Genomic DNA, 25,991 nt, shown 5'->3' with positions numbered 1-25,991 from the left:
AAATCATTTTAAGTACCGCTTAAGGCTTCGGAAGTCTTCTTCAGCTAACCTCGGCTCTCGCTCACCAGAGAAACTGTTGTGCCGACGTCCTGAGCAGCGAGGGCACTTATGACCGCGACCTGCGCCAGCTCTGCCTGTTGATCGCGCGACGCTGAGGCCCAACTTGGCCCCGGCGCAGACCCGAGCGCCGGGGCTTTGTTAAGCTTTGTTAATTCCTATATCCGAGTGATCCTATGCAATCCTAGCCGTATCCGCTGGCCTTCCGCATAGGACAGCGCGAATGATTCCAGTTCAAATGATCGGGTAAGTTCTTGGTCGTTCTCGATGACGCGGACGAACCATTCGCCGCTGGCTTCCGCCACTTCGACGCGCGCCGCCACCTTGCGGAACGGAACCACGTTATCCATCGCATGCCTCCCTAGAAAGCAACGGGAAACGTCGATTTTTATGTGGCTGCCCAATCTTAGATCAAGTGGGATTCGTCCGTTGCGGACTTATCGCTGGGTGTCGTCCGGCGCTCCGGTGATCTGGCTAACCGCTGCTTGCGTAATGAAGCCTCGCCATTGGCCGTCATGTTCCCGTATATGCCAGATAAGGACAGCCAACGCCCTTCCATCTTCGACCTCGACGCCACTGCGCTAGGCTTTTATGAAGTCTGTTTGCGAAAACAATGTCTCGCTGAGGCGAACCTGCCGAGCGGTTCATCAGGAGCTTGCGGATCACAAGCTTAGGGAGCGACTGCAAACTCAGTTAATGTCCTTCAGGCGGGACTGTCTGGCGAAACGTTTCGCCTCGATCTCAAACTTGATGCTCGCCCGAAACACCAAATTCCCGCCCTCATCTCGCACGATAATGGCCTAGTTGGCGGCAATCGCCGTCAGGCAATCTCTCTCCCATTATCTCTGCTAGAGCTTTGATGGCCTCGTGTTCAATGGCGAGACCTTCACAATCGATCCCATCATCATCCGGGAAGATAGTGTCGTTGTCGTCCAGATCGAAATAGTAGAGTGCCATAGCCTCGAACATGGCGGCTTGGCGTTTGTTCCTCGCCCTTACGCAATTCCGGCCTTCGCGGCTGCGGACAGTGACACCCGACATGTAGAGAGGGAGGCTGAAAGAGATCGTCGACGCTCAGTAGGCGGGGGGCTTCGGGGACTTAAATGATTGCCGGTCCCCAGTTGTCGATTTCCCGTGAACAGGCGTGACCGACGAAGCCGAACTGGTCTCGCTGTCCAAGCAGCCGCTCGGCCGGTAGGGAAGATAGATGGCCGTTGCCAAGAAGGATCATGGCCTAAGGACGGCAAGGATCGCGGGGTGAAGAGGTGGACAGTCTCTATCGACGCGATCCTGCATCACGACCCTGGCCTGTCTCGATAGGCCCGTAAGCTTATGAGCATAGCGGCCCGACAGTGGGCGGGGCTGGGGTTTGCCGGAGCCGCCTGTGCAGTCAGGGTGGGCTTGACCGCGCTGTCCGGAATAGGACGGCGCGGTCAAGGAGTCGGCAACTCTTCGTGCCGAGGAGTTCCTCCATTCGGCGGTTATGCTATCCGGAAGACTTACTTGCGTTCCCGCCGCGGCAGGCAACATCCTTTCAGCAATTCCATTGGCCGCAGCAGCGCTTGCCTGAGCGCGCGCTGTGGTCAGGAATGGGAATAGGAACCCGCTCCGTGTAGAGTTGTGGAGCGGGTTCCTGCTGCCTCCACGGTGTCTTATCAAAGCCGCGCTGAGGGCGGCGGCAATGCCTTGGTCGAGCAACAGTAGTGTCTACTGGCCCGCTGATCTGGATAAGCTCCAGCGGGTGTTCGATCGGCTGTGTAGCGAGCGCCGCCTAGCCAAAAAAGACAGGGAACAGCGGGAATCGCTGGCTAGGGAAATGTTCCAGGTTTTCGATGCCGGGACCACGAACGAAGCCGACCTATTGCGGGCCATTTCCAGGCGGGTGAGACGTCCCGCTTGATGGCGGCTTTCTATGTGGCCTTTCCATCAGTGGCGTCTTCCGCGTCGGCGTCTATAGGGCGTCACCAGTCTAACGGTATCGGCATCGATGGTGAAAGGAATGCCTAGGTGCACCGCCAAGCTCAAGGAGTTCGGCGAGATTTTTCTCGGCGCCATTGCCGCGCATCAAGCCGGGGCGTCGGTCCGAGGTCTCAATATCGGCGAACTCTGTCGCCGTAGGTGCAAGCGGAGCACAAGGCAGAACCCCTATGTCAGCCTGATCACTTTACCCGTTGCGTCCAGGTGGCATCTGATCCGCGCCTGCCGGATCTCGGCGCCACCTTGCCTTTTATAATGTATGCGAACTGCTATCGGGGCCGAGACCGCGCCTCGGCTCAGACGGCGTACGGAACCTGCGCTCGTCGCATATATACTCACGACGCCAAACGGGGAGGCGGCCGACGCAATCGCCTCACGGCAGGCGCGAACAGTTGCACCCGGCGTGCCCGGTATTGCTTCGATTGCCGTCACGGCCGATGAGCGACCACCCTCGCCGTAAGGCCGCAGGATGCGTGGCAGGGAGATGTGTGGCACGCCTGCGACCGGGGCGGTCGTGGCGGCGGGATGACCAAGGGTATTGCCTGGCGGAGCGCCTGCTGGGGTACTTTCGGACGAGGCGCCTTGCCCACTGAGTTGGCCGCTGGCTCCAACGCTTGCGCCTACTGAGCCGTCGCCTGTTCCGACCGAAACTCCGGCGTCGGCCCCTACGCTGCCGACGCTCGCGCCAATACCGATTGACGCCCCGTTCTGGCCGACGCCCACACTGGTACCAACCCCCACATTGCCGGCCTTGGCCCCAACTCCTGCCTCAATAGCCATGGCAGGTTGAGTCGCGATTACAATCGAGAAAACGGCCGCGACGTATCTGCTCATCGCAATCCTCCATCCCCGGCTGTCATTGACTGAACCCCTCAGCCGGGGGTCGCGTGGGAAGCAGCGCGTCTGGCAGCGTGATCGCCGTCAGGCGAACGACCCGCGACTTGGGCACTTCCGCGTTGCCGACCTGCTGCTGCCCCCGGTTAAGCGATCTGCGCCGGGGCGCATGTGCGCCTGCGCGATCGGTGGGGGGTGCCTTTGCCGCGTTTTCGATATGCGAGGTGCAGCGCTCAACCCAGCGCTTGAGGGCGTTGAGGTCCTTGCGGGCCGAAGCGAGGTCGCGTGTCAGGTCAATGGTTTTTTTGCGCTCCTGCTCCGCCGCCTCGTTGAACGCCGTCGATATCCGGGCCAATTCCTCCTTTGCGGCGTCGCGTTCCCGCCGAGCAGTTGCAAGATCACTCGCCAGCGCGTTTGCTCTTTCGCGTTCCTGTGCGAGCGCCTCGCCAGCCTGCCTTGCAGCAACTTCAGCAAGCTGGCCGCCCTGAATGGCGCCGGCCCGCGTTGTTGCTGCCAGCTTCGCGCTCGCCTCCAGCGCTTCGATGGACTGACGAGCCCCGGCGATATCACGCTCCAGGAGCCCGATTTTCCGCCGCTCCCCTTCAATCGTCTGCCTGGCCTCGGCCAGAGACCTTTCCGCGGTATCGCGTGCCGCAACTGCCTCGGCATTCAGGCGCGCCTGCGCCGGGTCGCGCGCAAGCCCCTCGGCTTTTTGCCGCTGCCCTTCAAGGGCAGGTTGCGGCTGCTTCATCGGGTCGGCGACCGCGCGCGACGGCGCACTTGCGTTTTCTGTAGCGCGCCGCGTGGCAGCCAGTTCCTGGCGAGCCGCCGCCGGTTTGCCGGGCAGATTTTCCTCATGCGCACTGCCGGTCTTGAGTGGATCGATATCCTTGTGCAGCGCGAGGAAGCGCTGCTCATTGGCGGCGCGTTCGCGTTCAGCCTGGTCATGCTCCTCGTTAGCCCGGACTTGCGAGGCAAGCGCTTCGGCGCGAGTTGCCTCGCTTTCCATTCGAGCGGCGGTCAGACCACGCCTCAACGCATCGACCCAAGACCGCTCCCACCCCAGGGCTTGCCTCTGTTCCGCCGCAGCAGATGCCGACGGTACGCCATCCGGCGGCGCGATTTGGGTGGGAGCGACAGGAGTTTTCGTTGCTGGCGGAGCGAGCCCGACTGCTGCAAATCCAAGCAACATCATGAGGCAAAACGGAATGAGGAGCAGCGGGGCGGCTCTCGACTGTTTGCGGTCGTCATTCCGTTGACGGTCGTCATGAAACAAGGCGGCGATCGTGTATACTCGGTCAGGACAGTGGCCGAGGGGCGCGGAAGCCGAGTTGGATCTCCGCCCGTGATCCATTGCGAATCCTCCATGGCGTCGACCGCGCAGGTGAGATGCTGCGGCGTCAGTCGGCGTAAACCCGAGCGCCCCGCGCTAACACGCCAGGCGAACCCTTAGGCAGATCATCAAGCTACCAAAGGCAGGTCGGGGTCGTAAGCTACCGAATTAGGGTAGGGGACTTCCGAATCTTCTCAAAACTGTCGGCACAGGTCCCCTAAAGTACTAGCCCCGGGCACGGTCACCGATGCGGCCGGCTCGGCGCGCTTCTACGGATCGCGCCAGCTCGAAGGCTGGGGCACACAAAGCGTCACCACCGACGCCAGTGGCAACGCCAACATCGCGGCGAGCTGGCGCAATCTGTCGACGGAGTCGGTGAGCTCGACCATTTTCAGGTCACCCGGGGGAGCGACGATCGGGCCCTCAGCACGCAGTCGCCAGCCGGGGCACCATTATCGACAGGCGATCCGCCCCGCCGCGGCAGAGTCACCTGCTCTTGAGATCTGTTGCGATCCTGCCGAAACAATGAATTCGTGACGATCGGCCGATCCTCGGAATGCAATATCGTAGTCCAGCGGCCCACGGGCAATGACTGGTCGAAGCGCTATTGGCCTGCATCGCGGCCGCTTAACGGCTGCCGGCGCGCGACCTCATCCTCGACGGCGAGATGATAGCACCCCGACGGAATGGCAAGCCGAACATTCACGATCGTGAGCTTGAGTGGCGTGGTTACGGTTGGGTGAAGAGCAGCCGGAATCAGGACCATTGGGTGCTTCTAAAATGGTTGGAAGGATCGGGTGTCGGTCTGGAACCTCTTTCCGGCTCGCGCATTGAGCGAGGTTGAAGGGGACTCGGAGTCTGCATGGAACAAAGGGTTTTGGGCCCCGGAGCCTTTGCGAAGGGCTTTCGTGCTGATGACAACAGCCGCGAAGGGGATTCGGATGCTGTCGTAAGGAGCGAACTGGAAGATTTCTTCGAGAACGTGGCAGTCCCTCTCCACCTGGTGGCCAATGACGGAACTATTCTGCGCGCCAACCGCGCCGAGCTGGACATGCTCGGCTACACAGCTGGCGAATATGTCGGGCGTAGCATTCGGGACTTTCACGCTGATCCCGCCGCGATCGAAGACATTTTGAACCGGCTCTCCCGGCGCGAGGACCTCCAACACTACCGCGCGAGGTTGCGCGCCAGGGATGGCTCCATGCGTTGGGTGGAAATCACATCCAACGTGCGTGCGGTTGGCGGGCAGTTCCTCAACACGCGCTGCGTTACGATCGATGTCACGGATAAGATCAAAGCGGAACAGCTGTTACGCGAACAGGAAAACAGGCTTGCTGTCACCTACCAAAGCGCAGGGACGGGTATTGTCGAGGCCGACGCCGAAGGCCGGCTGCTTAGGGTGAATGCCCATTTGTGCGATCTTTTAGGCTACGCGCCGGAGGAACTGGTTGGACGGTCGATTTTCGATCAAACGTTTTCGGCTGATGTCGAGTCCGACCGCGAGCAGTACTGGCGGCAGGTCGCGGGTGAGATAAAAAGCTACACGATGGAGAAGCGGTTCGTTCGCAAGGACAGGTCTCTTGTCTGGGCCCTCGTTACTTCCTCCAGCGTCTTCGACGGCGAGGGAAAGTTCCGTTACGCGGTGCGGGTGCAGCACGACATCAGCGAGCGCAAGGCAATAGAGGCGACGCTTGCCCAAAGGGCGGAAGAGCAGGCTGCACTGCATCAATTCACTGAAATGCTTCAGCATGCCCGCACGCCAGCTGACGTCCATGAGCCTGCGCTCGACGCCATCCAGCGTGCGCTGGGTTGTCAGCGCGCTTCGATCCTGCTGTTGAACGATGGGATCATGAAGTTTGTGGCCTGGCGCGGCCTTTCGGACCCATATCGCGCAGCAGTAGAAGGCCACTCGCCCTGGCCGGCTGACTGCGCCGATCCTCAGCCGATTACCTTGGGCGATGTGGAAAAGGCCGAGCTTCCGGAAGAACTGAAGCGGACAATCCGAGCCGAGGGCATTGGCGCGGTTTGCTTCGTTCCGATAACGGAGAGAGGGCGACTGCTTGGCAAGTTCATGGCCTATTTCGACCAGCCGTGGGATTGCTCCGCCCACCAGGTCGAAGTCGCTCGCACCATCGCTCGCCAGCTTGGTTTCGGGATCGAGCGCCTTAAGGCGCAGAATGCCGCTCAGCGTTTGGCGGCAATCGTGGAGTCGTCGCATGATGCGGTTGTCAGCAAGGACCTGAACGGCATCATCTCGACCTGGAACCGGGGCGCCGAACGCCTGTTCGGCTATTCGGCCGCGGAAGTGATCGGCAAGCCAATCACCATTGTCATCCCGGACGACCGGTTGGATGAGGAACCTCTGATCTTGGGTCGAATCCGCAAGGGTGAACTCGTCGACCATTTCGAAACGGTTCGCCGCCGCAAGGACGGAACACTGGTGGATATTTCGCTGACAATATCGCCGGTTCGCGACGCGACGGGTCGGGTGGTGGGTGCTTCCAAGATCGCCCGGGATATAACCGATCAAAAAATGTCCGAAGCAAAGGTGCGCGACAGCCAGCGTCACCTTCAGGATCTGCTCGCCGCTATTCCTGCCGCGATCTACACCACCGATCGCGATGGGAAGATCACTTATTTCAACGAAGCCGCGGTTGCACTTGCCGGGCGGACTCCGGTAATTGGCAGTGACGAATGGTGCGTGACCTGGAAGCTCTTCTGGCCCGACGGCACGCCGCTTCCTCACGATGAATGCCCGATGGCAATCTCCTTGAGGGAAGGTAAGCCGGTCCGCGGATATGAAGCCATTGCCGAGCGGCCGGACGGAATCAGGATCCCTTTCATCCCTTATCCGACACCGATGCGGGATGCGGATGGGAACGTCATTGGCGGTATAAACATGCTGGTCGATGTCAGTGAGCGAAAGCAGGCCGAGACCCAACAGCGAATCTTGCTCGACGAACTTAACCATCGCGTCAAGAACAACATGATGATGCTGAAGTCCTTGCTTTCCGTGGCGGCGAGGACGAGCCGAAGCCTGGAAGCCCGTGACGTACTAGACGAGGCAAGCAAACGGGTTGCCGCGATGGCGGCCGCACAGCGCGTCCTTTACGATACCGCCGACGCCAGCAATTTCAGTGTGCAGCCCTTCCTCGGGGCCGTTTGCGAGACTGCCAAGCAAATGTTTCCACCGAATGTACGGCTGGTTTGTGAAGCTGACAGCATCAAATTGCCGAACGACGTGGCCATGCCGCTGGCTCTCATCGTCAACGAGCTTTTGACCAATGCGGTCAAGTATGGCCTCAACGGCAGCGCCGGAGGGACCGTCCAAGTCAGCATCACCAAGGAGGCGGAGGGTAATTCGCTGGTGGTTAGAGATGAAGGCTCCGGTTTCGACCTGAACTCAGTGCGCGCGACGTCCTCGGGACTGCGGCTTGTAGAGGGGCTCGCGCGGCAGATCGGCGGAACCTTCGAAGTTCATCGAGACCCATGTCGATGCGTGGTGACTTTTTCTCAAGCACCGCTGAAGATCGGCCGTGCGACTGGAACCCGCGATGACTGAGCCAAGCCGAGCCGGGGAGTTCGACCGCGCATTCAAACCCCAACTGGCCTTGTCGCGAGACGACATGGGCGGCGGTGAGGCAACGTCTACGGCCGGTCGGACGATACTGATCGTCGAAGACGATTACCTGATTGCGCTCGACGCGGAAGCGGGACTGACCGCGGCGGGGTTCTCGCTGGCCGGAACGGCGGTTAGCGCCGAACAAGCTGTGAGCCTCGCGCTCTCGACCAGGCCGACGCTCGTCCTCATGGATATCCGCTTGCTTGGAAAGCGGGACGGAATTGATGCCGCGCTGGAACTTTATCGCGACCACGGCATACGATGCATATTCACAACCGCGCATGGCGACCAGGAGGTGAAGCTTCGCGCCGAAGCGGCAAGGCCACTTGGCTGGGTGCAAAAGCCCTACTCAATATCCACTCTGGTCGACGCCATCAGAACAGGATTCCAACAACTCGAGCAACAGAGCTGAGGCGCGGCGGAATTTGGGCCCACCGATCCACGCGTGGACGCAGCACAGGAACGCGCAAGTTTATACAGGCTGGCAAGGTTGTGGCACCGATTGGTTTGCAATGCGCGCCCGGAGAACTGTTGTTGCCCTTGAGCGTCCCTGCCTCCGTTAAGACGGTTGACGTTCTGCTTTCGATCCCTGAGGGTCTGCACGTCCGTGCGGTGATGCAGGAGGTGCTCGAGGCGCAGATGGAGGAGGCGCTGGTTGCTTCGAAGGGCGACACCGGAGCGCCTCGGCTACCGCTCGCGAATACACGCCGATGAGCTTCAGGGCCTCATCACCGTCGTCATGCCCGAACCTGTCATTGACCAGCTGAAATTTGTTGACAAGGAGGGCGCCCATACGTTCGGTTTTTCGATCGGCGACGCGGACCACAAAGCCATCCACAATCGCCATGAACGCCCGCCCGTTCAGACATGAGGTAAAGCGCGTCCTGCGGTCTGCCGGATCCTACTGGCGGCGCTTAGACTAGCCGCGGGGCTACCCAGCGACCCCGCCTCGTACTACCGTTGCGCTTTGATTAGGGGCCGCACCCATTTCATTGCGGTTGCATGTGAGGATGAATTGGACATCTTCGAGCGGCTTGAGGCTTTGATAGACGTGCCCAACACGGCAGCGGTGGAGCAGGCGCGCGAACTGCTAAGACAGCTAGAGGAAAGGTCAGACGGTGCAACCGACACGATCGACCAATTTCTGCTTGATCTAATGACGGTGGACTTTGTCGTTGAGTCTTGCCACCCGCGTTTCGATGCTCCCGCGCGGAAACTGGCGCGAATTAGGCTGACAATGCTCAAGATGTTGTGCGGAGCTCCCGCCTGACAGAGCCCCGCTGCGTCTCCGGCGTTCCCGACGGAGTCGGCCGCGTCCGGATCAATTCATTTGGTGACACGCGCAGCAGCCCGCCACCTCGAGCATTGGGCTTTGCTCACGGCGCGAGATCATCAGGCCTCGCTGACGCAGTCCCGCAGCGCTGCGTATCGCATCTCGCAATCCCGGATCTCGCCTTGAACAGGGGATTAGTGCTGAAGAAAAGGCGCCGCATGGAGTCAGCTTCACTGCCCTCCACGAGGACTACTGTTGTGCGAGGACAGTCCGCCTCCCCGTTGGCTGCCGTGTTCCAGGGAATACGCATGAGTGAACTCGGCCCCGAGAAGAAATATCAATGACGCGTAGTAGATCCACAGCAGGACAACGATCAGCGCACTGGCCGCACCGAACGAAGACGCCACGGCACTGCTGCCAATGTAAAGACCGATCAAGCTCTTGCCGATGGTGAACGGTGCAGAGGTGACAAATGCCCCGAACCATACATCGCGCCACTGCAACTCCCTATCCGGTAGGACTTTGTAGATCGCTGCGAATAGCAGCGCGATAAGGAAAAAGGAGAACAGGATGTTCAGCCCTTCAACGATGACTGATCCGAAGGGCAGCAGCTGGTTGATCCAGCCACTGAGGGCGCTAATTGCTGCGCTCGCCGCCAGCGAGACGAGCAATAAAAAGCCGAGTGCAATGACCAATCCCAAGCTGGCCGTCCGCGCCCGGATCAGCCGAGCAATCGAGCTTCCTTCGGGTTTGGCCTTCCAAATTATGTTCAATGCCGATTGCATTTCGCCAAATACACCGGATGCCGTAAGAAGCAACGTGCACAGGCCAACTAAGGTCGCGATCATTCCCGATTTTGGATTTGAGGCGCTTTGCAGCGCACTTTGTAGCACCTCGGCGCTTTGGGGTCCCATCAATCCAGAAAGCTGACCGGCTATTGCAGTGCGTGCGGCGTCGTGTCCAAACACCAGGCCCGCTACGGCCACGACCAGCAACAAAACAGGTCCAAGTGACGTGACCGCAAAGAACGCCATGGCTGCACCGTGACTGAGAGCGCCGTCGGCAATGAAGCCCGCCACGCTGGCCTTCGCAATGCGCCACGCCTCAAGCATGGATTTCCTCGACGGAAGGTGTCAACTTTCCCGGACAAAGTTCATGCCTGACGTCCCGAAGGGGCAAACTTGCGACAAAGGGAAGCGTTCCACACCAGTGAGAAAGTCCCGCGCGGAGTTCGGTCCCAAGCTCCATCGCGACACGGTTTTTTCCGGGTCTATGTCTAATCGCTCAAGGCCGCCTAGGCTTTTTTGGCTTGCCGGCGCGAGGCTTCTGGCCAGCACGTTCTTCCCGAGACTGCTTAGAGTTGGCGAGCCGTTGGCGGACCGCATTTTCCGTACTTTCGGCCGCGGACCTGACGACGTCGCGGACCTTGTCGGTCAGCGTGCCTTCGCGCGACGCCTGCCGCGCAGCTTCGGTGACTGGCTGATAGCCTTCGGCTGCGATCCTCTTAACCTCAGCAATGCCCTCTTCGAGCTTAGCTGCGGCAACGTCCCGAATCTTGTCGCGGTAGCCACCCAACTCCCGCCGTCGATTGACCCATGCTGGTTGGTCCAAGCACTCCAGACGTGCCCCGGGTTCCAACCCGATGGGCTCTTTGTTGGGCTGCTGGAACATGTGTCAGAGACCAATGTTCGGGAGCCGGCCCGCTTTACTCCCGGGCGGTCCTCCCATGTGACTGCCCGCTGGCTATGGCCGGCGGGCTTTTTATGCGCATATGGGAACTTGATATTCGTGGGCAGGTTCGAAAAGCGGCGGCTCCCGTGCTGCCGGTCAGGTCCCCGAGACCTGGCCGGGCCCGCTTCCCTCGCCCGTGAGGCGGGCCCTGTGCGATCGGCAAAGGCGGCGGCCCTGGAACCTGAACGACTGTCGCTGGTTAGTAGATTGGTGGTAGTGGCTCTCCAGGGCTCGCCGCCGGTTGAGGTCCGGGCCTCAACTGCCCGCGCTTCTGCCGAGGGGCGCGGGCGACCATTTTAGGGGACAGATATGCCGCGCAAGGTTGACAAGCTAAGGCACGAACGGGCTGACCGCGAATCTCGCGTCGTCATCGATGCGGAGCGCAAAGCCCGTGAAGCCACGACAGCTCGTCTGAGGGCCGATCGGCTGGGACAGCGTTCCGTCCAGCCTGCGAATGTCGACCAGACGAAGTCACGCTAGGTGGACGTGGAGGCGGCCGACGCAGTGCCTGAGTCTACCGCGCCGGCCATCGCGCTCGGAGGTCCGCCGCGCGCTGACAAGATAGGACGAGGGTCACACGGTCAAGTAGAGCCCCATGGATCAGGCGTGGCTGTCTGGGGAGGCGACGCAGATGAGGCACGCTCGGCCTCGACACTGTCGCGCTTGTTCCTAAGAAGGGCAGGGCACAACGGAACAAGGCCGACTGCGATGCCTATTTTGCCTTCACGCGGCCCTTGTGGACTATGGCAAGCTTCGGAACCTGGGCTTCGTGGATGATTCTAAGAGCTTCGTCTCTGGTGATGCCGACCTTGCGGGCGTAGTACTCGGCTTCTCGGGCCCGCTCGCGATCCACTGGACGTTCCGTCGCCTGGTTGTTCGCCTTCTGCTTTGCCTTCTGTCCCATGAGGCGAATTATAGCACACCATGAACCCAGGCTAAACCGCGCGGCGGCCCGTTCGCCTGCCTAGCAGGAGTAGCGCTTAGACGCCACTGTCTGGCAGGTACCTGGTTCATCCGTTCGAACGACGCCCGTCGGCAGTCACAACGCTGGTTGGCCCAATCTGGCGGCAGGAAAGACTGGCAAGGTGGCTCCTGATGTGAGCGGACCGCGTCATCGGCAAGAGGCTGGCGATCACGCACGACTTCCTTTCGATAATGCTTGGGATGAGGCGCCCGGTGTGACGCTGGCATTCCAGGTGCTCAAGAGGCAGGGACTGATTCAAGCCGGTGAGGAGAGGTCACAAATAGGGGATTGAGCGGGGCTGTTGGCGATAGCGGGCGTGGTTACGGTCACGAAGCCGCCGACCGGTCACTGAGATAGCTCCCGCCTGAATCTCCGGTCCGGACCAAAGCGCTGGGGCTTTTCCGAGCCTAAGAGTTCATTGCGCTTGGCTTGGCTGCTAGCCGATCCAGCAGCTTGCGGGACTCTTCGATAACGCGGCGAGTGTCTTCAATGTTCAAGCGAAGATCGTCAATCTGTGCCGCCGCCCATCGCTGGTACATACGAGCGCTGACATTGCGTAGGCGTCAGGTTCCCACGGCTCCATCACCATCAGACCCGTTGCGTACTAGTTCGAACGTGACTTTTACCACAAAGAGCGGTTTGCTGGTACCCTCATGCACATGCAAGGCGACCTCTCGGAAGGTGCCGTCCGGCATTTTGTCCTTTGCTATTTCCAGCAGCGCCCTTGCTGCCTCATCTTCAGCGGATACCAGGCTCGGAAGGTCAGTGCCTTCGGTGTCCGGGTAGGCGGTTCCGTTATCGGTTAGATCGAAATAATAAAGCACCATGGGAGTCGAACAAAAAGGCGTCCCCTTTGTTCCTTCGACCCTAAGCTGCACCGCGCGGTGGTTAGCGCCTTACTTCCTGATGATCCAATCCACCAACGCAGGCTCGACACGCTCGGACCCGGTAAACTCGTGAACCAGGTACTGAGCGACGGCGCGCCATTGAGACCTTGGCGTCTTCGTTTCCACGACCAAATCGTGAAAGACCTTGCGGACAATGTCTGCCTCCCACGCGGATACCCGGTGGTGCTCAGCGTCTCTGAGTGCCTCCCCTATCTTGCGCTGGCGAAGCCGCTTTAGAAGCTCGCGTGATGCCGCGATTGCGCGCCGGGTTTGGGCTATGTCACCGCGAAGTGAGGTAATCTCGGCCCTAGAACGGTGCTGAGACAGGAAGCTGGCGTCAATCATCGCCTGCGTCATGTCTATATGGCTTACGATCATAGCTACCTCCCAATAGCTAAGACTCTACTTGTGTAAGCTAATGCAGCCCGTAAAGGATTCAAATGTCGGTTTGATACCAAGGGAATAGGGTGTGGCCGGCTCAGTGTGGCTTCCCTGTACTCGTCGACGGAAATTCGAGGATTGTCGCAGGCCGCTTCGGCTGCAGAGGCTCACGGCCAGGCACTTTATGCCAGAAGACTTAACGCAAATCCGCCGATCGACCGGCTGACCGCATCCGGGAAAATTCTAGGAAACGGGCACCTCGTGGAGGACGATTTTGAGTGCAGCAGCCCCTGAGCTGCGCATCAAAATTCATGGAGCAAGTTAGCCAAAACCGATCACCCTCCCGGTCAGCCGCCTCGTCGCTGACCCCAAAGCGGCAGTTGATCTGTTCCAACACCGAAGTAGGAATCGAGGCGATGGTATGCGACTTTTCGGGCGAGCGACGCGCAGCCCAGGCTGCCAGCCGCTCTCAATCGCCATCGCTCATATTTCAGCCTTTGAGCGGCAACCTGCGGTCGCGGCGGGATTTTGCTTTTTGCATCAAGCGTGTCTAGCTTCCCGGTTGGGGGAGAGGCTATGCGCGGCTTGCCCAAGGACGTTGACGCCGACGCGGTGATTGAGATCGGCCGCTACCTTGATGATCGAGGCAAGCGCGCGCGCATCTCCGTTCACGAGGCTATCAGGATCGTTCGCAAAAAAACGAGGACCAAATTGACTGATGCTGGCCTCGAAGAACTGATTGTGGAATGTGCGGCAGCACGGCACTTGGCGATTGTTCTGGATTCGTGACTGATCGTAATGCTTATCCAGAAAGCCCGCCAAGGTACTGAGAGCTGGCGCTATCCGCGCAGTCTAGGTCTGGATCCCAATGAACTTTCCGTGGGGTTTGCGGCCAATCTGGCGGTTCGCCGATCCTTAAGCCAAAGCGCCTTCTTTTTTCGTGCCAGTAACTCGACGTAGTCGCCACCATCAGCAAGCGCACCGCCGCGCTTCGCAGCAATCGTATAGTCAGCCCTGTTCGTTCGATAGTCTTCTTTTTGCACGGACATCGGTTTCTCCCACTTCGCGGCCTCTCTCCCTTTTTGGCCTGACGGACGAATTAGCTGCCGGTGTATCGCACAAGTCCACCAATTGTGGATTGTATTAAAATGATACACCCGCGTACGCGACAACCGGGGGCACGCGCGGAGCTGCCCGACGTAGGTCGCGTGGCGCGGTTCTCCTCCCTTCAGACTGGCGCCGCAAGCCCGTTATATGCATTTTTGCTAAAGTTCTCGGAACTGATTGCCGTCGCACGGTTTGACTCCCGGTTCCAGGAGTCGCGAGCACATGAGCAGGACCGAAGACCGGCTGTCGTTCATCGAGTTTCAATCGCCGACGCTGGTGGAGAAAGCTCCTGATGGCGGCAACTGGCTTCACGAGATCAAGTACGACGGCTACCGGACTCAACTTATTCTCGAAGGTGGAACAGCGCGAGCCTTCACCCGGCGAGGCTACGACTGGTCGCACCGGTACAAGAGAATTGTTCAGACGGCGGCGGGCCTGCCGGTGAAATCCGCGATCATCGATGGTGAGGCTGTGGTCTTAGGCGATACCGGGCTGCCGGACTATCAAGCCTTGGAACGGGAGCTAGGCAGTCCGAACTCGTCGAGGCTCATGTTCTACGCGTTCGACCTGCTTCATCTCAACGGGCGCGATTTCCGGCAGCAGCCGCTTTCGGAACGCAAGGCTGCATTGGAGAAGCTGCTCAAAGATAGAGCTCCGACCCTGACCTATGCCGAGCATCTGGACGTAAGCGGGAAGGACATGTTCGCCCACGCCTGCAAGATGGGGTTGGAGGGCATCGTCTCCAAGCGCGCCGATTCCCCCTATCGCTCCGGCGTCCAGACAAGCTGGGTCAAGATCAAATGCATCAAGAGCGACACCTTTCCCATCGTGGCTTTTGTCGAGAAGCTTGGCGCTCACCCGCGTCGCATCGCCTCGCTCTACATCGGCAGGCGTGAAGGCGACCGGCTGGTTTATGCCGGGAAGGCTCAGAGTGGCTACAGCTTGATCACCGCGCGGCAGGTCCGCGAGCGGCTCGACCCGCTGATTATCGACAAGTCGCCATTGTCGGAGCCGATCGACAAGCCCAAGGCCACATGGCTTAGGCCGGACGTTCTGGCCGAGGTGCAGTTCAGCGGCGTGACCGACCGCGGCATCTTGCGGGAAGCGGTATTCAAGGGCCTTCGTGAAGACCTCGTCACGATCCCCGCAAAGCCGCCCGCCCCATCTAAGCGGCGGCACGAGGCCGACGAACGCGGTGTGCCTCGTAAGAACATCCTGCAGCTGCTCCCAGACGCGGTGTCGCCTTCCAAGGATGAGCTTAGGGGCTACTGGGAGCAGGTTGCCGACCAAGCTCTGGTTCATCTCAGCCACAGACCGTTGAAACTGGTCCGGCATGCCCATGGGGCGACTTTCTATCACAAGGGCCCCTTGCCCGACATTCCGAGGGCCGTGCATCAGTTACGCGTCCAGAAGCGCGAAGGAGGCGAAGGAGTGCGCGTGTGGGTCGACGATCTTGCTGGTCTGCTCGGGCTGGTCGAAATGGATGCGGTGGAGCTTCATCCTTGGAACGCCACCATTGATGACATCGATCGCGCCGATCGCGTGGTTCTCGACCTCGACCCAGGCGAGGGCGTCGAATGGAAGCAGGTGATCGAAGCGGCCCTGGCGCTTCGCGACATCATGGAGGCTGCAGGTCTGAAGAGTTGGCCTAAGGTCACCGGCGGCAAGGGCATCCATTTGATGGCGCCTATTGAACCAAAGATGACCCACGACAGCGCCCGGCAACTAGCCAAGTCGCTTGCCCGAAGTCTTATCCACGTTCAGCCCGACCGTTACCTTTTGTCCGCTGCACCGGCAGCACGAACGGGACGCATTTTCATCGACTATCTTCGCAACGGGAGAGGCAACACGGCCGTAGGTGCGTTCTCCCCACGAGCACGCCCCGGGTTTCCAATCGCGCATCCAGTGACATGGGCTCAGGTTGAGCGGTCCATTCGGCCCGACGCCTTCACCATGGATCATCCGTTCAGGGCAGCCACTAGGAAGGCAGCCTGATCCGGCGAGGACCGGAGCAGCGAACCTGGATCAGAAGTGGGAGCTGCCGTCAGCAAATCGCAGCGAACATCAAAAGTCCGCACGAGCACGGGTTCGTATCGTAGCCAAGACGCGGTTTTCGTTTTCGGTTCGAGGCAATGCGGCTCTCCCGACGAGTTGGCGGGCTTGGGGATCGGTCCAGCCGCGATTCTCACCGCGTTCTTTGGCGGGTTATTCTGCCTGAGCGCATTTTCTGGCTTTGGGATTGCTCCTCAGGGTGCAGGGTTCTCACCCACAGCACTGGCTGGGATCGTTTCCGCCAGCATTGCTGGCGGGTTGATCGGATCAATGGCAAGTAGACAGGGCGCGGAACCTCTCGCGGGGATCGTCTTAGTGACGGCGCGCATCAACGGCGCTAGCGACGTGTTTTGGCGCTCTACTCTGATGGACGCAGCGAGATATCGAGAGTGGGTCACCAACGTTGGAAGGCGCGACGCCTATGCTCGGACGGCGCACATTGTGTGCGAACTCATGGTCAGCTCGGCGTTACCCTCAAGTTCCGCTCACCAATGCTCGTCAGGTTCTATTCGTTTGGTTGAGGCGCGAGAGGTGGCGTATTCGGGTCCGGGCAACCAAGGGTCGACAATTGACCACATCGAGAGGGCCGATCGCCAACGCTGCCATAACGTTCCACGAGTTTTGCGAATCCGTAGGCGAACGCGAAAAGAAGCGCCAAGACAACCACTATTCGGACGGCCATAAGGGATTGTAGCAGATCGGCACTGGCGCAGCAGTCCGCAAAAAAGCCTGCAACAGGAAAGGCTCGACAAGGTTCAATTCAAAGCAGCTAGTGTCCCGCTGGTGCGGGACCACGCTTGGCGGCGCGCGTTCCACTGGCCTCAATGCCTTTCCCTAAAATCCTGCAGCGACACATGGCGAAGATCCTCATCGCCCCGTAGGTGCCTGACGCGGCCGACGATGCCCGGCTTGACCATTGCGTCGCCGGCCGATTCATGCCCTTCGGTGCCGGCCCGGCGTGTTCCTGCACGCGTTGCCAAAGCCGCTCGCGAATCCCACGGCCGGGCTTGATAAAGGCCGAACCGACATAGCGCCCGGTCTCACGGTCCGCCATCAGCGCGAAGGCGGGCTTGCCGGCCTGGCACTCAACGCCAAGCAGGTCGAACTCGTCGATGGCATAGGCCTTCGTCTTTAGCCAGGCGGTCGACTCGCCGCTGCGGTATTTGCTGTTCAAGATGCAGCGTCGAATTTCGTTCCGGAACATTTTAGCTAAATTTAATGTTATAATGATTACAATGATTAAGCTATCCGATCTCGGCCCATTTGAACCTCATCTCAACGGCAAAATTGCCGACCACGAAAGTGAGTATTTCTACCGCTGCCCGCAGTGCGGCCAGATGGTGGATGAACGGGACGCGCGCCAAGTGGTCTGGCATTCCTTCTCGACGCACGAGCGGCTACTGGTCGATGGTGATGCACCTCACTTCCCATAACGACTTGCAGTTGACCGCTTGGACTTCTTCCGTGACAACTTCGAATCCAGCAAGTCTGGATGCGCCGAAACTGGTTGAGATTGCAACATCAGTGGCGTCGCAACCCGTCGCCATCAGGATCCGGCCTATGCGAGGGCGATTATGCCGAGCGTCAAATACGAACCAATGACCGCTTAGATATGCCTGAAACTATGCGCTGAAATCCATCGGATCCTGCGCCGGAGGCACGCCAATGTCGCCCAGATATCCGGTGCAATAGCGCGCAGGGATATTCATGCAGCGGCACAGCGAGATTGCCAGATGCGCAAAATCGCGACAGACCCCGGTTCGATCGGTGAGAGCCCCATAGGCGGTCCGCATTGGGTCCGCGGCTTGGTAACTGAAAGCGATATGATCGTGCACGAAATTGCAGATCGCCTGCACCCGCCCCATCCGGGCGTGGTATCGCCAAAGTTAGCCCAGGCGAAATCGCCAAGCCGGTCAGTATCGCAATAGCGGCTGCCGAGCAGAAACCTGAGCACGTCGTCCGGTAGTTCCTTGATATCGTGCTGAACGGCGTCTGGCACGATGACATCGGACTTGCCGGTGTCGTAAATTTCGAAGTTCGTCGATATCATCGTCCGCCCCGCGGGCGCTTCTATTCTCGTGCAGGCGTTACCGAAAGCGTCAATGTAGCCGCGGGCTTCAAGCGGGCGATCAAAGCCTATAATCTGTTCTGTTAACAAGTCGACGCGGCGCGATGGGTGGATCTCAAGGACCAGCAGCATTGGTGTTGGCTGCGGACATTCGTAGGTAAGGTTGAAACCTGCGCGGATCCGCATCGATGCTCCAGTGTTTGATTCAGGATCCGGGCAAACTCCGTGTTCCTCAAACAGTTCCGCAGAACTTCAGGCTGAGCTAATTTTGTTGCCGCCGGTTTCCTTTGCCACCTTCACCTCTACGGTCATGCCCAGAAAACTCGACGCGCTTCCGGAGTAGCTTCCGGAAAGAGGGATGGCTTGCTGGGGATGGCGGGCCACAGCGACCCTGATCAAATCCCGGTTGCCGACAATGCCATTTGTTGGATCGAACTCGATCCAACCGGCCCCAGGCAGGTAGACTTGGCACCAGGCATGGGTTGAGCCTCCGCCGCGGACAGCATCACAATCGCGACTCGGAACATAAACATAACCGGTCACGAAGCGAGCGGCAAAGCCGAGCGAGCGGACCGCTTCCATCATGAAAAGCGCAAAGTCCCGGCATGTGCCTTTGCGCAGATGCAGAGTCATGAGCGGGGATTGCGTTCCGGTTTCGAACCGACGGGAATACACGAAGCTCTCGTGGATGGCGTAGCAGAGCGTCATCAACAATTTTCCGGTCTTGGTATTACCTGTGGCACTGACGAACTGTCTGGCCCATTTGCCAACCTCGTCGCCGTCATCGGCATGATGGCGCTCCATCGTTCGCGCGAGGTCGGCAACCTCGTCAGGATCGTAAGAGAATGGATAATTCAACGCGGCCTCATCAATCCGGAAATCAGGCGCATGCTGGGGCGTGTGATTGAGCCGAATGTCTGTCACGAAATGAAGTTCATTGGCCGAACCCTTGAATTCGATCACGGCAACGCAGTTTCCAAAAACGTCATGGATCCATCGAACCTCCTTGGGCTCGGGTTTCACGAATAGAGCGTGGTCCAGAAGCCGTTGGTCGAAGCTGTCACGCGGCCTGAACATCAGGCGGTGCTCGCCAAAACTCACCAACTGTTTATAGCGATAGACAGTGCTGTGCTTGACTGAAAAAATCGGCATCCGCTTCCGTCAACGATCTCTCTGGCACGTCCATAGCAACCTAGCGCCTTATCGGATCCTGGACGAACTGTTTCCGATCCCGGCCGAAACGCCGCGTCGGCGGGTATTGGCGCAGAGAGGCTCGATCGCCCAACGCGTCTATCGACAGAGCCTTTGCCTAGTTCGCTTGGCCAGCAAGCCTAGAAAGGCTACCAAGCAACATTGTTTTGTCCTTGCCGATCATCAGCACGCCGCTGTCGGGAGCTAGCAGTGCCGAAAATGGCAACATGGCCGCGCCGATAGGCGAGGCCTCGGGGCCGAATTGTCCCGATACGATTTCCGGCGCAACAATGCCGATGGCGCTGGTGCGGTTGAACTGGGTCTGCACCCTTGCCAGCAGTTCGATGTGGATGGGCCGCGGCAAGATGCTGTCGAGAACGATGGCCTCGATATCGATGACGGAGGTGATGGCGATAATCGCTTCAACCAGTGCATTCGCACAATCGTCGACCCATTCGAACAAGGGCTCGCGTGCTCGAGACGGCAACGGGTCCAGCTCCCGCACACGATTGATCTCGATGCCGCGAGACTTGAGATGATTGACCAGCACGTAGATCGAGGCGCGATGCAGCAAGCTCTGGTAGCGCGCCGGCTTTGCTGCCACGGAATCGAGGCTTGAAGGCGAGACTGGAAGCGGGCCGAGCGCAGCGCTGTTGCCATGCGGGCCGGTGTGGACCTTGCCGCCTTGCACCAACCCGCCACCGACGAAAGTGTCGATGGAGATATGCATGAAGTCGCGGAACCGCGCGCCGGCCCCTTGGACGAGCTCGGCCAGCGCCGCCGATGACGCGTCGTTTTCGACGAACACCGGGGTTTTCGGCCGTGTGGCGAAGAATGTCGAAAGCTCAATTGCTTCCCAGCGGTTGCCGAGGTCCTCCGGAAAGCCGAGTTCTTCACTCCAGCCGCCGAGGAAATAGGGCGAAGCGATGCCTAGGCCGACAATGCTGGCCTCGCCAAGCCCGGCGACCACCTTGTCGAAATTGGCGAGCGACTTATTTCCGGCCCTGAGGACGAGATCGGGATCGGGATATCGGTATTCGTGTGACTCGCGAGCGCGAACCTCACCGGCGAAGTCGACCAGCACGGCTTCCAACGCACGCCGACCGATCTTGATACCGACGCTGTAGATCCGCTCCGGCGTCAGCCTGTAGAGAGTCGATGGAGATCCGCGTTGCCCGAACCTTTTGCCCACTTGCTTTACAAATCCGGACGACTCCAAGCCGTCGACAATGGTGGCGACTGCGGCCGGCGTCAGATTTGCCGCACGCGCCAAGTCGGACTTGGACGCCTCCTTCAGGCGGCGGATGGCGTCGAGCACGAAACGTTCGTTATAGTGCCGAACCTTGACGGAATTGCTGCCTTTTCCGGACAAAACTGGCGCTCCCAAATGTTTTGCCGAGCTCCGCACGGCCACAGCCGCATCGTGCGAAGCGCCCAGGCCCCGCGCCTTTGCGCGCTGCGACAGTGCGCGCCGGAGCTGTGGAAGTCAATTTTCTCGTTGCGGCTTCGACCTATTTAATATAGCAAATTGAAAAAATAAGCTAGATCAGGGAGGAAGGGCGTTGCAGCTTGGCGCATATGGCGAAGCCGATGCCGCGGGACGCAGGGATGTGACCGTTCCGGTCGCCCTGGTCCATGCAACCAAGGCCTTCGGCGGGACGATTGCTCTCAGGGATGCGACCTTCGAACTACGCTCGGGCGAGGTGCTGGCGCTGCTTGGCGAAAACGGTGCCGGCAAGAGCACCTGTGTGAAGCTTCTGGCTGGCGTGCATTCGCCAAGCAGTGGCCATGTCGAGGTCGATGGCACGCCTGTTGTCTTGCATTCGCCGCACGACGCCCAGGCGGCCGGCATTGCCGTCATGCACCAGCATCCTGGCCTGTTCCCGGACCTCTCGGTCGCGGAAAATATCTATCTTGGTCACATGCCGCGCGACCGCTTCGGCGGCATCGACAACGCCGCAATGCTTCATGGCGCTCGCAAGGTGTTAGCAACGGTCGGCCTCAACGTGCGGGCGGCAACGCGGTTGGGCGCGCTGCGCACCTCCGAACAGCAATTGGTGGAAATCGCCCGCGCGCTGTCGCTCGACGCGCGTGTGCTCATCATGGACGAGCCCACGGCGGCGCTGTCGCAGCGCGAGGTCGAACGGCTGTTCACCGTCGTTGCCGATCTCAGGCTGCATGGCGTGGCGATGATGTTCGTCGGTCACCGCATGGACGAGATCTTCCGCATCGCCGACCGCATCGCAGTGCTGCGCGACGGACGCCTTGTCGGCGTTAAGGCGAAGGGCGAGCTTGGCCGTGCCGCCGCCATCAGCTTGATGGTCGGCCGCGAACTGACCGACCTCTATCCCGAACGGCGCCACTCCACCGGCGCGCTGGTGCTGGAGGCGAGGGGGCTGTCGCGCGCCGGCGGCTTTGCCAGCATCGATCTCAAGCTCCATGCTGGAGAGGTGCTCGGGCTTGGCGGCCTGGTCGGCAGCGGGCGGACCGAGATCGCGCGCGTGCTGTTCGGCATCGACCAGCCTGATACCGGCGAAATCCTGATCGACGGCGAGGCTGTGCGCTTCGCATCGGCGCGTGACGCCATGGATGCGCGCGTTGCTTATGTCTCTGAAGACCGCATGGGCCAGAGCCTGGTGATGGATTTTTCCATTCTCGATAATGCCGTGCTGCCGATACTCGACAAGGCCGCCTCGGTAGGCCTCTACGGCACCGATCGCGCGATTGATCTGGTTGCGGACTGGCTGAAGCGCATGAAGCTGCGCTTTTCCGGCTACGGACAGCCGGTCAAGGAACTGTCCGGCGGCAATCAGCAGAAAGTGGTGCTGGCCAAATGGCTGCGCACCGACCCGCGCGTCCTCATCCTCGACGAACCAACGCAAGGCATCGACGTCGGCACCAAGGCGGAGGTCCACGCCGTGATCGCCGATCTTGCCGCGCAGGGTATGGCGATCCTTCTGATCTCCTCTGAAATGCCCGAGTTGATAGGCATGTGCGACCGTATTGTCGTCCTGCGCGAAGGCCACCAGACGGCCGAGTTCGCCCGCGGCGAAGCGACCCAGGAAAAAGTCTTGGAAGCGGCGACCAAGACCGATGAACGCGCCGACCAGGCACTGCACTCGGAGCGTGCCTTTAGCGAGGAGAAGGCCAAAGGACCACTCGACTTCCTGAAGCGCCGTGAGTTCGGCTTGCTCGCCGCGATGCTGGCGGTCGCCATTCCTGTCACCATTATCAACCCGCGAATGGTGAGCGCGGCAAACCTGACCGCCGTGTCGATGGATGCTGCATTGCTGGTTGTTGCGGCACTCGCTCAGATGCTGGTGTTGATCACCCGCAATATCGACATTTCGATCGCAGCGGTAATCGGTCTTTCAGCCTACATGGCGGCCAGCATGGTTCAGGCTTATCCGGCACTCGACATCGGGATCGGCTTGGCAACTGCATGCGCGGTCGGCAGTGTCGCTGGCCTGATCAACGGCCTTGTCGTCACCAAGGGAAAAATCCCGGCCATCGTCGTCACTCTGGCCTCGATGTCGATCTTTCGCGGCTTCAACTCGATCTGGGCGGCGGGCGACCAGATCAGCGCCGACGAGGTCACGCAGGCCTGGCTCGACATGACCGGTCTGAAGATCGTCGGCGTGCCGCTGATCGTCGTCATCGCCATTGCCATCCTGTGCGCCGGCTACGTGCTGCTCTATCGCACGGCGATCGGGCGCGAGCTGTTCGCTACCGGCTCCAACCCGGACGGCGCACGTCTCATCGGTATTCCCGTGGACAGGCGCATCCTGCTGGCCTTCGGCATAGCCGGTCTGCTCGGCGGCCTGTGCGGCGCCCTGTGGGCATCTCGTTATGCCACCATCGACGCCCGCGTTGCGCTCGGTTTCGAACTCACCGTTATCGCTTCTGCGGTGGTCGGCGGCGTCGCCATTCGTGGCGGCTCCGGCACGCTGCTCGGCATCGTCCTCGGCGCGCTCACGCTACTGGTCATTAAGAACGGTCTGACGCTGGTCCGCGTTGATCCGCTGTGGCTGCAGGGCGTCTACGGCCTGGTAATCCTGACCGCCATCGGCATCGACACTTTTATCGTGCGGCGCGCGGATCAAGCAAGGCAGGCGAGGGGAAGATGAAAAAATTCCTGCGCTCGATCGACTTCTGGGATCTGCTGCTGGCGATCTCTTGTCTAGCCATATTCTTCTATGCGGCCTTCTTCGTGCCGAACTTCGTTTCTGGCTTCAATCTCTCGCAACTGGCTGCGAGCGCTTCGGAAAAGGCGCTGCTGATCCTGCCAATGACGCTGCTCATCATCACCCGCGAGATCGACCTGTCGATCGCCTCGGTGTTGGCGCTGACGTCCGTGATCTTCGGCCTGCTCGTCCAGGCTGGCGTGCCGACGCTGGCGGCAATCCCGCTGACGCTCGTCGCCGGCGGCCTGCTCGGCGCCTTCAACGGCTGTCTGGTCTCGGGCTTGGGATTGCAGTCTCTGGTGGTGACGCTCGGCACAATGGCGCTCTATCGCGGTATTGGCTACATCCTGCTCGGCACCGGTTCGGTCAACATCCTCCCGCCTGCGGTCGTCGATTTCGGCATCAACAACCTGCCGGGCACGCAGATACCGTGGACGATCGTGCCATTCCTGGTGCTGGCGCCGGTGTTTGCCGTCATCCTGCAGAAGACGCCGACCGGCAAGCGCATCTACGCACTTGGCGGCAGCCCGGAAGTGGCGCGCTATTCCGGCATCAACACGCGCCGGATGGTTTTGAAGCTTTTCGTGGTTTCAGGCATCATCGCCGCCATTGCCGGAATCGTCTATACCGCCCGCCTCTCCAATGCCCGTGCCAACAATGCGCTGGGCATGGAGCTTGACGTTATCACCATTGTGCTGCTTGGCGGCGTCAGCGTCTTTGGCGGCAAGGGCCGCCTGACCGGCGTCATGCTGGCGCTGGTCCTAATCGCCATTATCCGCAACGTGCTGGCGCTCAACCAGATCGGCGGCGACGCGCAGGGGATGATCATTGGCCTGCTCCTGATCGGCTCGCTGCTGGTCGGCAACTACTGGCGCTCCGCACAGGAGCGGCTCTCAAGATCGCGCGTCTTGCGCGAAACCAAGGGGTGATCTCGGGCCCCTTTCTTCAAGCCCGAATTTAGATGGAGGAGTCACAATGAAAGCGTTTAGATTAGCCCTGCTCGCATCCGCGGTTCTGCTCGCACCGGCGTCGCTGGCCTTCAGCCAGGAGTGCGCCAAGGAACCTGTAAAGGTCGGCTTCCTGCCCAAGCTCGACACGGACCCTTACTTCAAGGTGGCTTTTGGAGGCGCCCAAGAGGCTGCAAAGGAGATCGGCGGCACAGCCACTCAGGTCGCCCCGTCTCAGGCGACAGCCGAGGCGCAGATCGAATTTATCAACAGCCTCGTGTCACAGAAGGTGGGCGTCATCGCCATTGCTGGCAACGACGCCAATGCCGTCGCACCTGCGCTGAAGCGCGCCGTTCAGCAAGGCGTCCGCGTGATTTCGTATGACTCCGACGTGGCGGCCGACGCCCGCGCTGTATTCGTGAATCAGGTGAAGGGCGACAGTCTGGCCGAAATGATGCTGGAAAGCGCATTCAATCTTAGCGGCGGTGAAGGTGAATTCGCGATCCTGTCATCGACACCCACGGCGACCAACCAAAATGCCTGGATCGACTTCATGAAGGCGAAAATGACGGCCGAGCCGAAATTCTCCAAGATGAAGCTGGTGCAGGTTGCTTATGGGGAAGAAAGCGAGCAGATCAACCAGCAACAGGCACTTGCGCTGGTGCAGGCATTTCCCAATCTCAAGGTGATCATCGTTCCAGCAGGCATTGGCCTTCCTGCGGCCGCCCGTGCACTCGAGGAGGCGGGCATGATCGGCAAGGTCAAGCTGACGGGTCTGGCCCCTGCCACTTTGATCTCGAAATACATCAAGGACGGCGCCGCGCAGGATATTTGGTGGAATGTCACCGACCTTGGCTATCTTACCTATCAGACTGCCCAGGCGCTTGCGCAGTGCAAGATCACCGGCAAGGAGGGTGAGAAGTTCAAGGCAGGCCGGCTAGGCGAATATACGATTGGGGCCGGCGGAGAATTGATCCTTGGACCAGCGAAAATCGTGACCCCCGAAAATCTGGCCGAGTTCAAGTTTTGATACGGCGGGCATCGAACCGCCGGGGGGGGCGCCGATTTCGGCGGCGCCCTCGCAACTCGATCTATGGGACAAGGTGGGTTAACTATGAAAGTGCTACTTGCAGGGGAAACGTTCGCAGCGACGACTTCGGTCGCCGTTGGTGCCGATGTGCTGACCAGCGCGACCTCGATAAATGGTGCAACCGCCTTCAAAGCCGCGCTTGCCGCTGAGGGCATCGCGATGACCCAGATCGGCGGTGACCGCTGCGCCGCCGAATTCCCCTTCGACCTCGATGCGCTTTCACAGTATCAGGCAGTGGTGATCTCGGATGTCGGCGCGCTGACCTTGCTGGTGACGGCGGAAGCCCGCGCAGG

At 60.1% G+C, this 25,991-nt stretch carries 20 protein-coding genes and 2 pseudogenes; 11 read left to right on the top strand and 11 right to left on the bottom strand.

The genetic code is table 11. The features are described 5' to 3' along the window. Positions 1-215: 215 nt before the first annotated feature. The 3 genes from O7A60_RS26045 to O7A60_RS26035 form a co-directional block, all read right to left on the bottom strand. Positions 216-407 (bottom strand): hypothetical protein, encoded by a 192-nt coding sequence (locus O7A60_RS26045; RefSeq protein ID WP_337108622.1) that lies wholly within the window; start codon positions 405-407, stop codon positions 216-218. 430 nt (positions 408-837) lie between these two features. Next, the gene (locus O7A60_RS26040) at positions 838-1,014 is read right to left on the bottom strand and encodes a DUF6894 family protein (protein ID WP_337108621.1); all 177 of its coding nucleotides are present in this window, start codon (positions 1,012-1,014) and stop codon (positions 838-840) included. A 1,876-nt stretch (positions 1,015-2,890) separates the two neighbouring features. Continuing rightward, a complete protein-coding gene (locus tag O7A60_RS26035) occupies positions 2,891-4,144 on the bottom strand; it encodes a hypothetical protein (RefSeq protein WP_337108620.1) in 1,254 nt (417 codons plus the stop codon). Between the two features lie 919 nt (positions 4,145-5,063). On the opposite strand from O7A60_RS26035, the gene O7A60_RS26030 reads away from it, so the two are divergent. The 4 genes and pseudogenes from O7A60_RS26030 (at position 5,064) to O7A60_RS26020 (ending at position 9,093) form a co-directional block, all read left to right on the top strand. Continuing rightward, a complete protein-coding gene (locus O7A60_RS26030; RefSeq protein WP_337108619.1) occupies positions 5,064-7,763 on the top strand; it encodes a PAS domain S-box protein in 2,700 nt (899 codons plus the stop codon). Beyond that, a complete protein-coding gene (locus O7A60_RS26025) occupies positions 7,756-8,235 on the top strand; it encodes a response regulator (RefSeq protein ID WP_337108618.1) in 480 nt (159 codons plus the stop codon). The genes O7A60_RS26030 and O7A60_RS26025 overlap by 8 nt, the downstream gene beginning before the upstream one ends. A 116-nt stretch (positions 8,236-8,351) precedes the next feature. Then, positions 8,352-8,520, top strand: a pseudogene (locus tag O7A60_RS32020) (IS256 family transposase); the annotation flags it as partial. Positions 8,521-8,838: 318 nt separating this feature from the next. Continuing rightward, positions 8,839-9,093 carry a hypothetical protein gene (locus tag O7A60_RS26020; protein ID WP_245262397.1) on the top strand — a complete coding sequence of 85 codons (255 nt, stop codon included), beginning with the start codon at positions 8,839-8,841 and terminating at the stop codon, positions 9,091-9,093. 233 nt (positions 9,094-9,326) lie between these two features. Here the strand turns inward: O7A60_RS26020 and O7A60_RS26015 are convergent, their stop codons facing one another. The 4 genes from O7A60_RS26015 to O7A60_RS26000 form a co-directional block, all read right to left on the bottom strand. Beyond that, positions 9,327-10,208 carry a YihY/virulence factor BrkB family protein gene (locus O7A60_RS26015; RefSeq protein WP_337108617.1) on the bottom strand — a complete coding sequence of 294 codons (882 nt, stop codon included), beginning with the start codon at positions 10,206-10,208 and terminating at the stop codon, positions 9,327-9,329. A 172-nt stretch (positions 10,209-10,380) separates the two neighbouring features. Beyond that, on the bottom strand, positions 10,381-10,707 hold the full coding sequence (locus O7A60_RS26010) for a hypothetical protein (protein WP_337108616.1): 327 nt from the start codon (positions 10,705-10,707) through the stop codon (positions 10,381-10,383). A gap of 832 nt (positions 10,708-11,539) precedes the next feature. Beyond that, positions 11,540-11,731 (bottom strand): hypothetical protein, encoded by a 192-nt coding sequence (locus O7A60_RS26005; RefSeq protein WP_337108615.1) that lies wholly within the window; start codon positions 11,729-11,731, stop codon positions 11,540-11,542. Positions 11,732-12,354: 623 nt separating this feature from the next. Continuing rightward, positions 12,355-12,618: a DUF6894 family protein gene (locus O7A60_RS26000; protein WP_337108614.1), complete on the bottom strand. Its 264-nt coding sequence runs from the start codon at positions 12,616-12,618 to the stop codon at positions 12,355-12,357. A 1,017-nt stretch (positions 12,619-13,635) separates the two neighbouring features. On the opposite strand from O7A60_RS26000, the gene O7A60_RS25995 reads away from it, so the two are divergent. Both O7A60_RS25995 and ligD read left to right on the top strand, forming a co-directional pair. Then, entirely contained in the window at positions 13,636-13,848 is a 213-nt protein-coding gene (locus O7A60_RS25995) for a hypothetical protein (RefSeq protein ID WP_337108613.1), read from the top strand. Positions 13,849-14,388: 540 nt separating this feature from the next. Then, a complete protein-coding gene (gene ligD, locus O7A60_RS25990) occupies positions 14,389-16,161 on the top strand; it encodes a DNA ligase D (protein ID WP_337108612.1) in 1,773 nt (590 codons plus the stop codon). Between the two features lie 826 nt (positions 16,162-16,987). Here the strand turns inward: ligD and O7A60_RS25980 are convergent. Then, positions 16,988-17,392: a hypothetical protein gene (locus O7A60_RS25980; protein ID WP_337108611.1), complete on the bottom strand. Its 405-nt coding sequence runs from the start codon at positions 17,390-17,392 to the stop codon at positions 16,988-16,990. A gap of 61 nt (positions 17,393-17,453) precedes the next feature. Here O7A60_RS25980 and O7A60_RS25975 point away from each other — a divergent pair, with 61 nt between their 5' ends. Next, entirely contained in the window at positions 17,454-17,651 is a 198-nt protein-coding gene (locus O7A60_RS25975; RefSeq protein ID WP_027146544.1) for a hypothetical protein, read from the top strand. On the opposite strand, the pseudogene O7A60_RS25970 reads toward O7A60_RS25975, so the two are convergent. The 3 genes and pseudogenes from O7A60_RS25970 to O7A60_RS25960 all read right to left on the bottom strand — a co-directional run bounded on the left by O7A60_RS25970 (position 17,616) and on the right by O7A60_RS25960 (position 20,849). Beyond that, a pseudogene (locus O7A60_RS25970) lies at positions 17,616-18,472 on the bottom strand (transglutaminase-like domain-containing protein). The gene O7A60_RS25975 and the pseudogene O7A60_RS25970 overlap by 36 nt on opposite strands. A gap of 66 nt (positions 18,473-18,538) precedes the next feature. Continuing rightward, a complete protein-coding gene (locus O7A60_RS25965; RefSeq protein ID WP_337108610.1) occupies positions 18,539-19,438 on the bottom strand; it encodes a transglutaminase family protein in 900 nt (299 codons plus the stop codon). Positions 19,439-19,595: 157 nt separating this feature from the next. Beyond that, positions 19,596-20,849: an ROK family transcriptional regulator gene (locus tag O7A60_RS25960; protein WP_337108609.1), complete on the bottom strand. Its 1,254-nt coding sequence runs from the start codon at positions 20,847-20,849 to the stop codon at positions 19,596-19,598. A 190-nt stretch (positions 20,850-21,039) separates the two neighbouring features. Between O7A60_RS25960 and O7A60_RS25955 the strand changes: the two genes are divergently transcribed. From O7A60_RS25955 to O7A60_RS25940, 4 genes are all read left to right on the top strand, one after another. Further along, on the top strand, positions 21,040-23,604 hold the full coding sequence (locus O7A60_RS25955; RefSeq protein WP_337108608.1) for an ATP-binding cassette domain-containing protein: 2,565 nt from the start codon (positions 21,040-21,042) through the stop codon (positions 23,602-23,604). Next, the gene (locus O7A60_RS25950) at positions 23,601-24,590 is read left to right on the top strand and encodes an ABC transporter permease (protein WP_337108607.1); all 990 of its coding nucleotides are present in this window, start codon (positions 23,601-23,603) and stop codon (positions 24,588-24,590) included. Before O7A60_RS25955 ends, O7A60_RS25950 begins: the two co-directional genes overlap by 4 nt. 46 nt (positions 24,591-24,636) lie before the next feature. After that, positions 24,637-25,638, top strand: coding sequence for a rhamnose ABC transporter substrate-binding protein (locus O7A60_RS25945; protein ID WP_337108606.1), 1,002 nt, complete (start codon positions 24,637-24,639; stop codon positions 25,636-25,638). 84 nt (positions 25,639-25,722) lie between these two features. After that, a partial coding sequence (locus O7A60_RS25940) for a glutamine amidotransferase (RefSeq protein WP_337108605.1) occupies positions 25,723-25,991 on the top strand: 269 nt, incomplete at its 3' end.

It is taken from the genome of Mesorhizobium salmacidum (SeqCode) (assembly GCF_037179605.1).
Classification (GTDB): Bacteria; Pseudomonadota; Alphaproteobacteria; order Rhizobiales; family Rhizobiaceae; genus Mesorhizobium; species Mesorhizobium salmacidum.
Note: the sequence above shows the minus strand (reverse complement) of the source record. Positions and strands in the feature narration are given on the sequence as shown.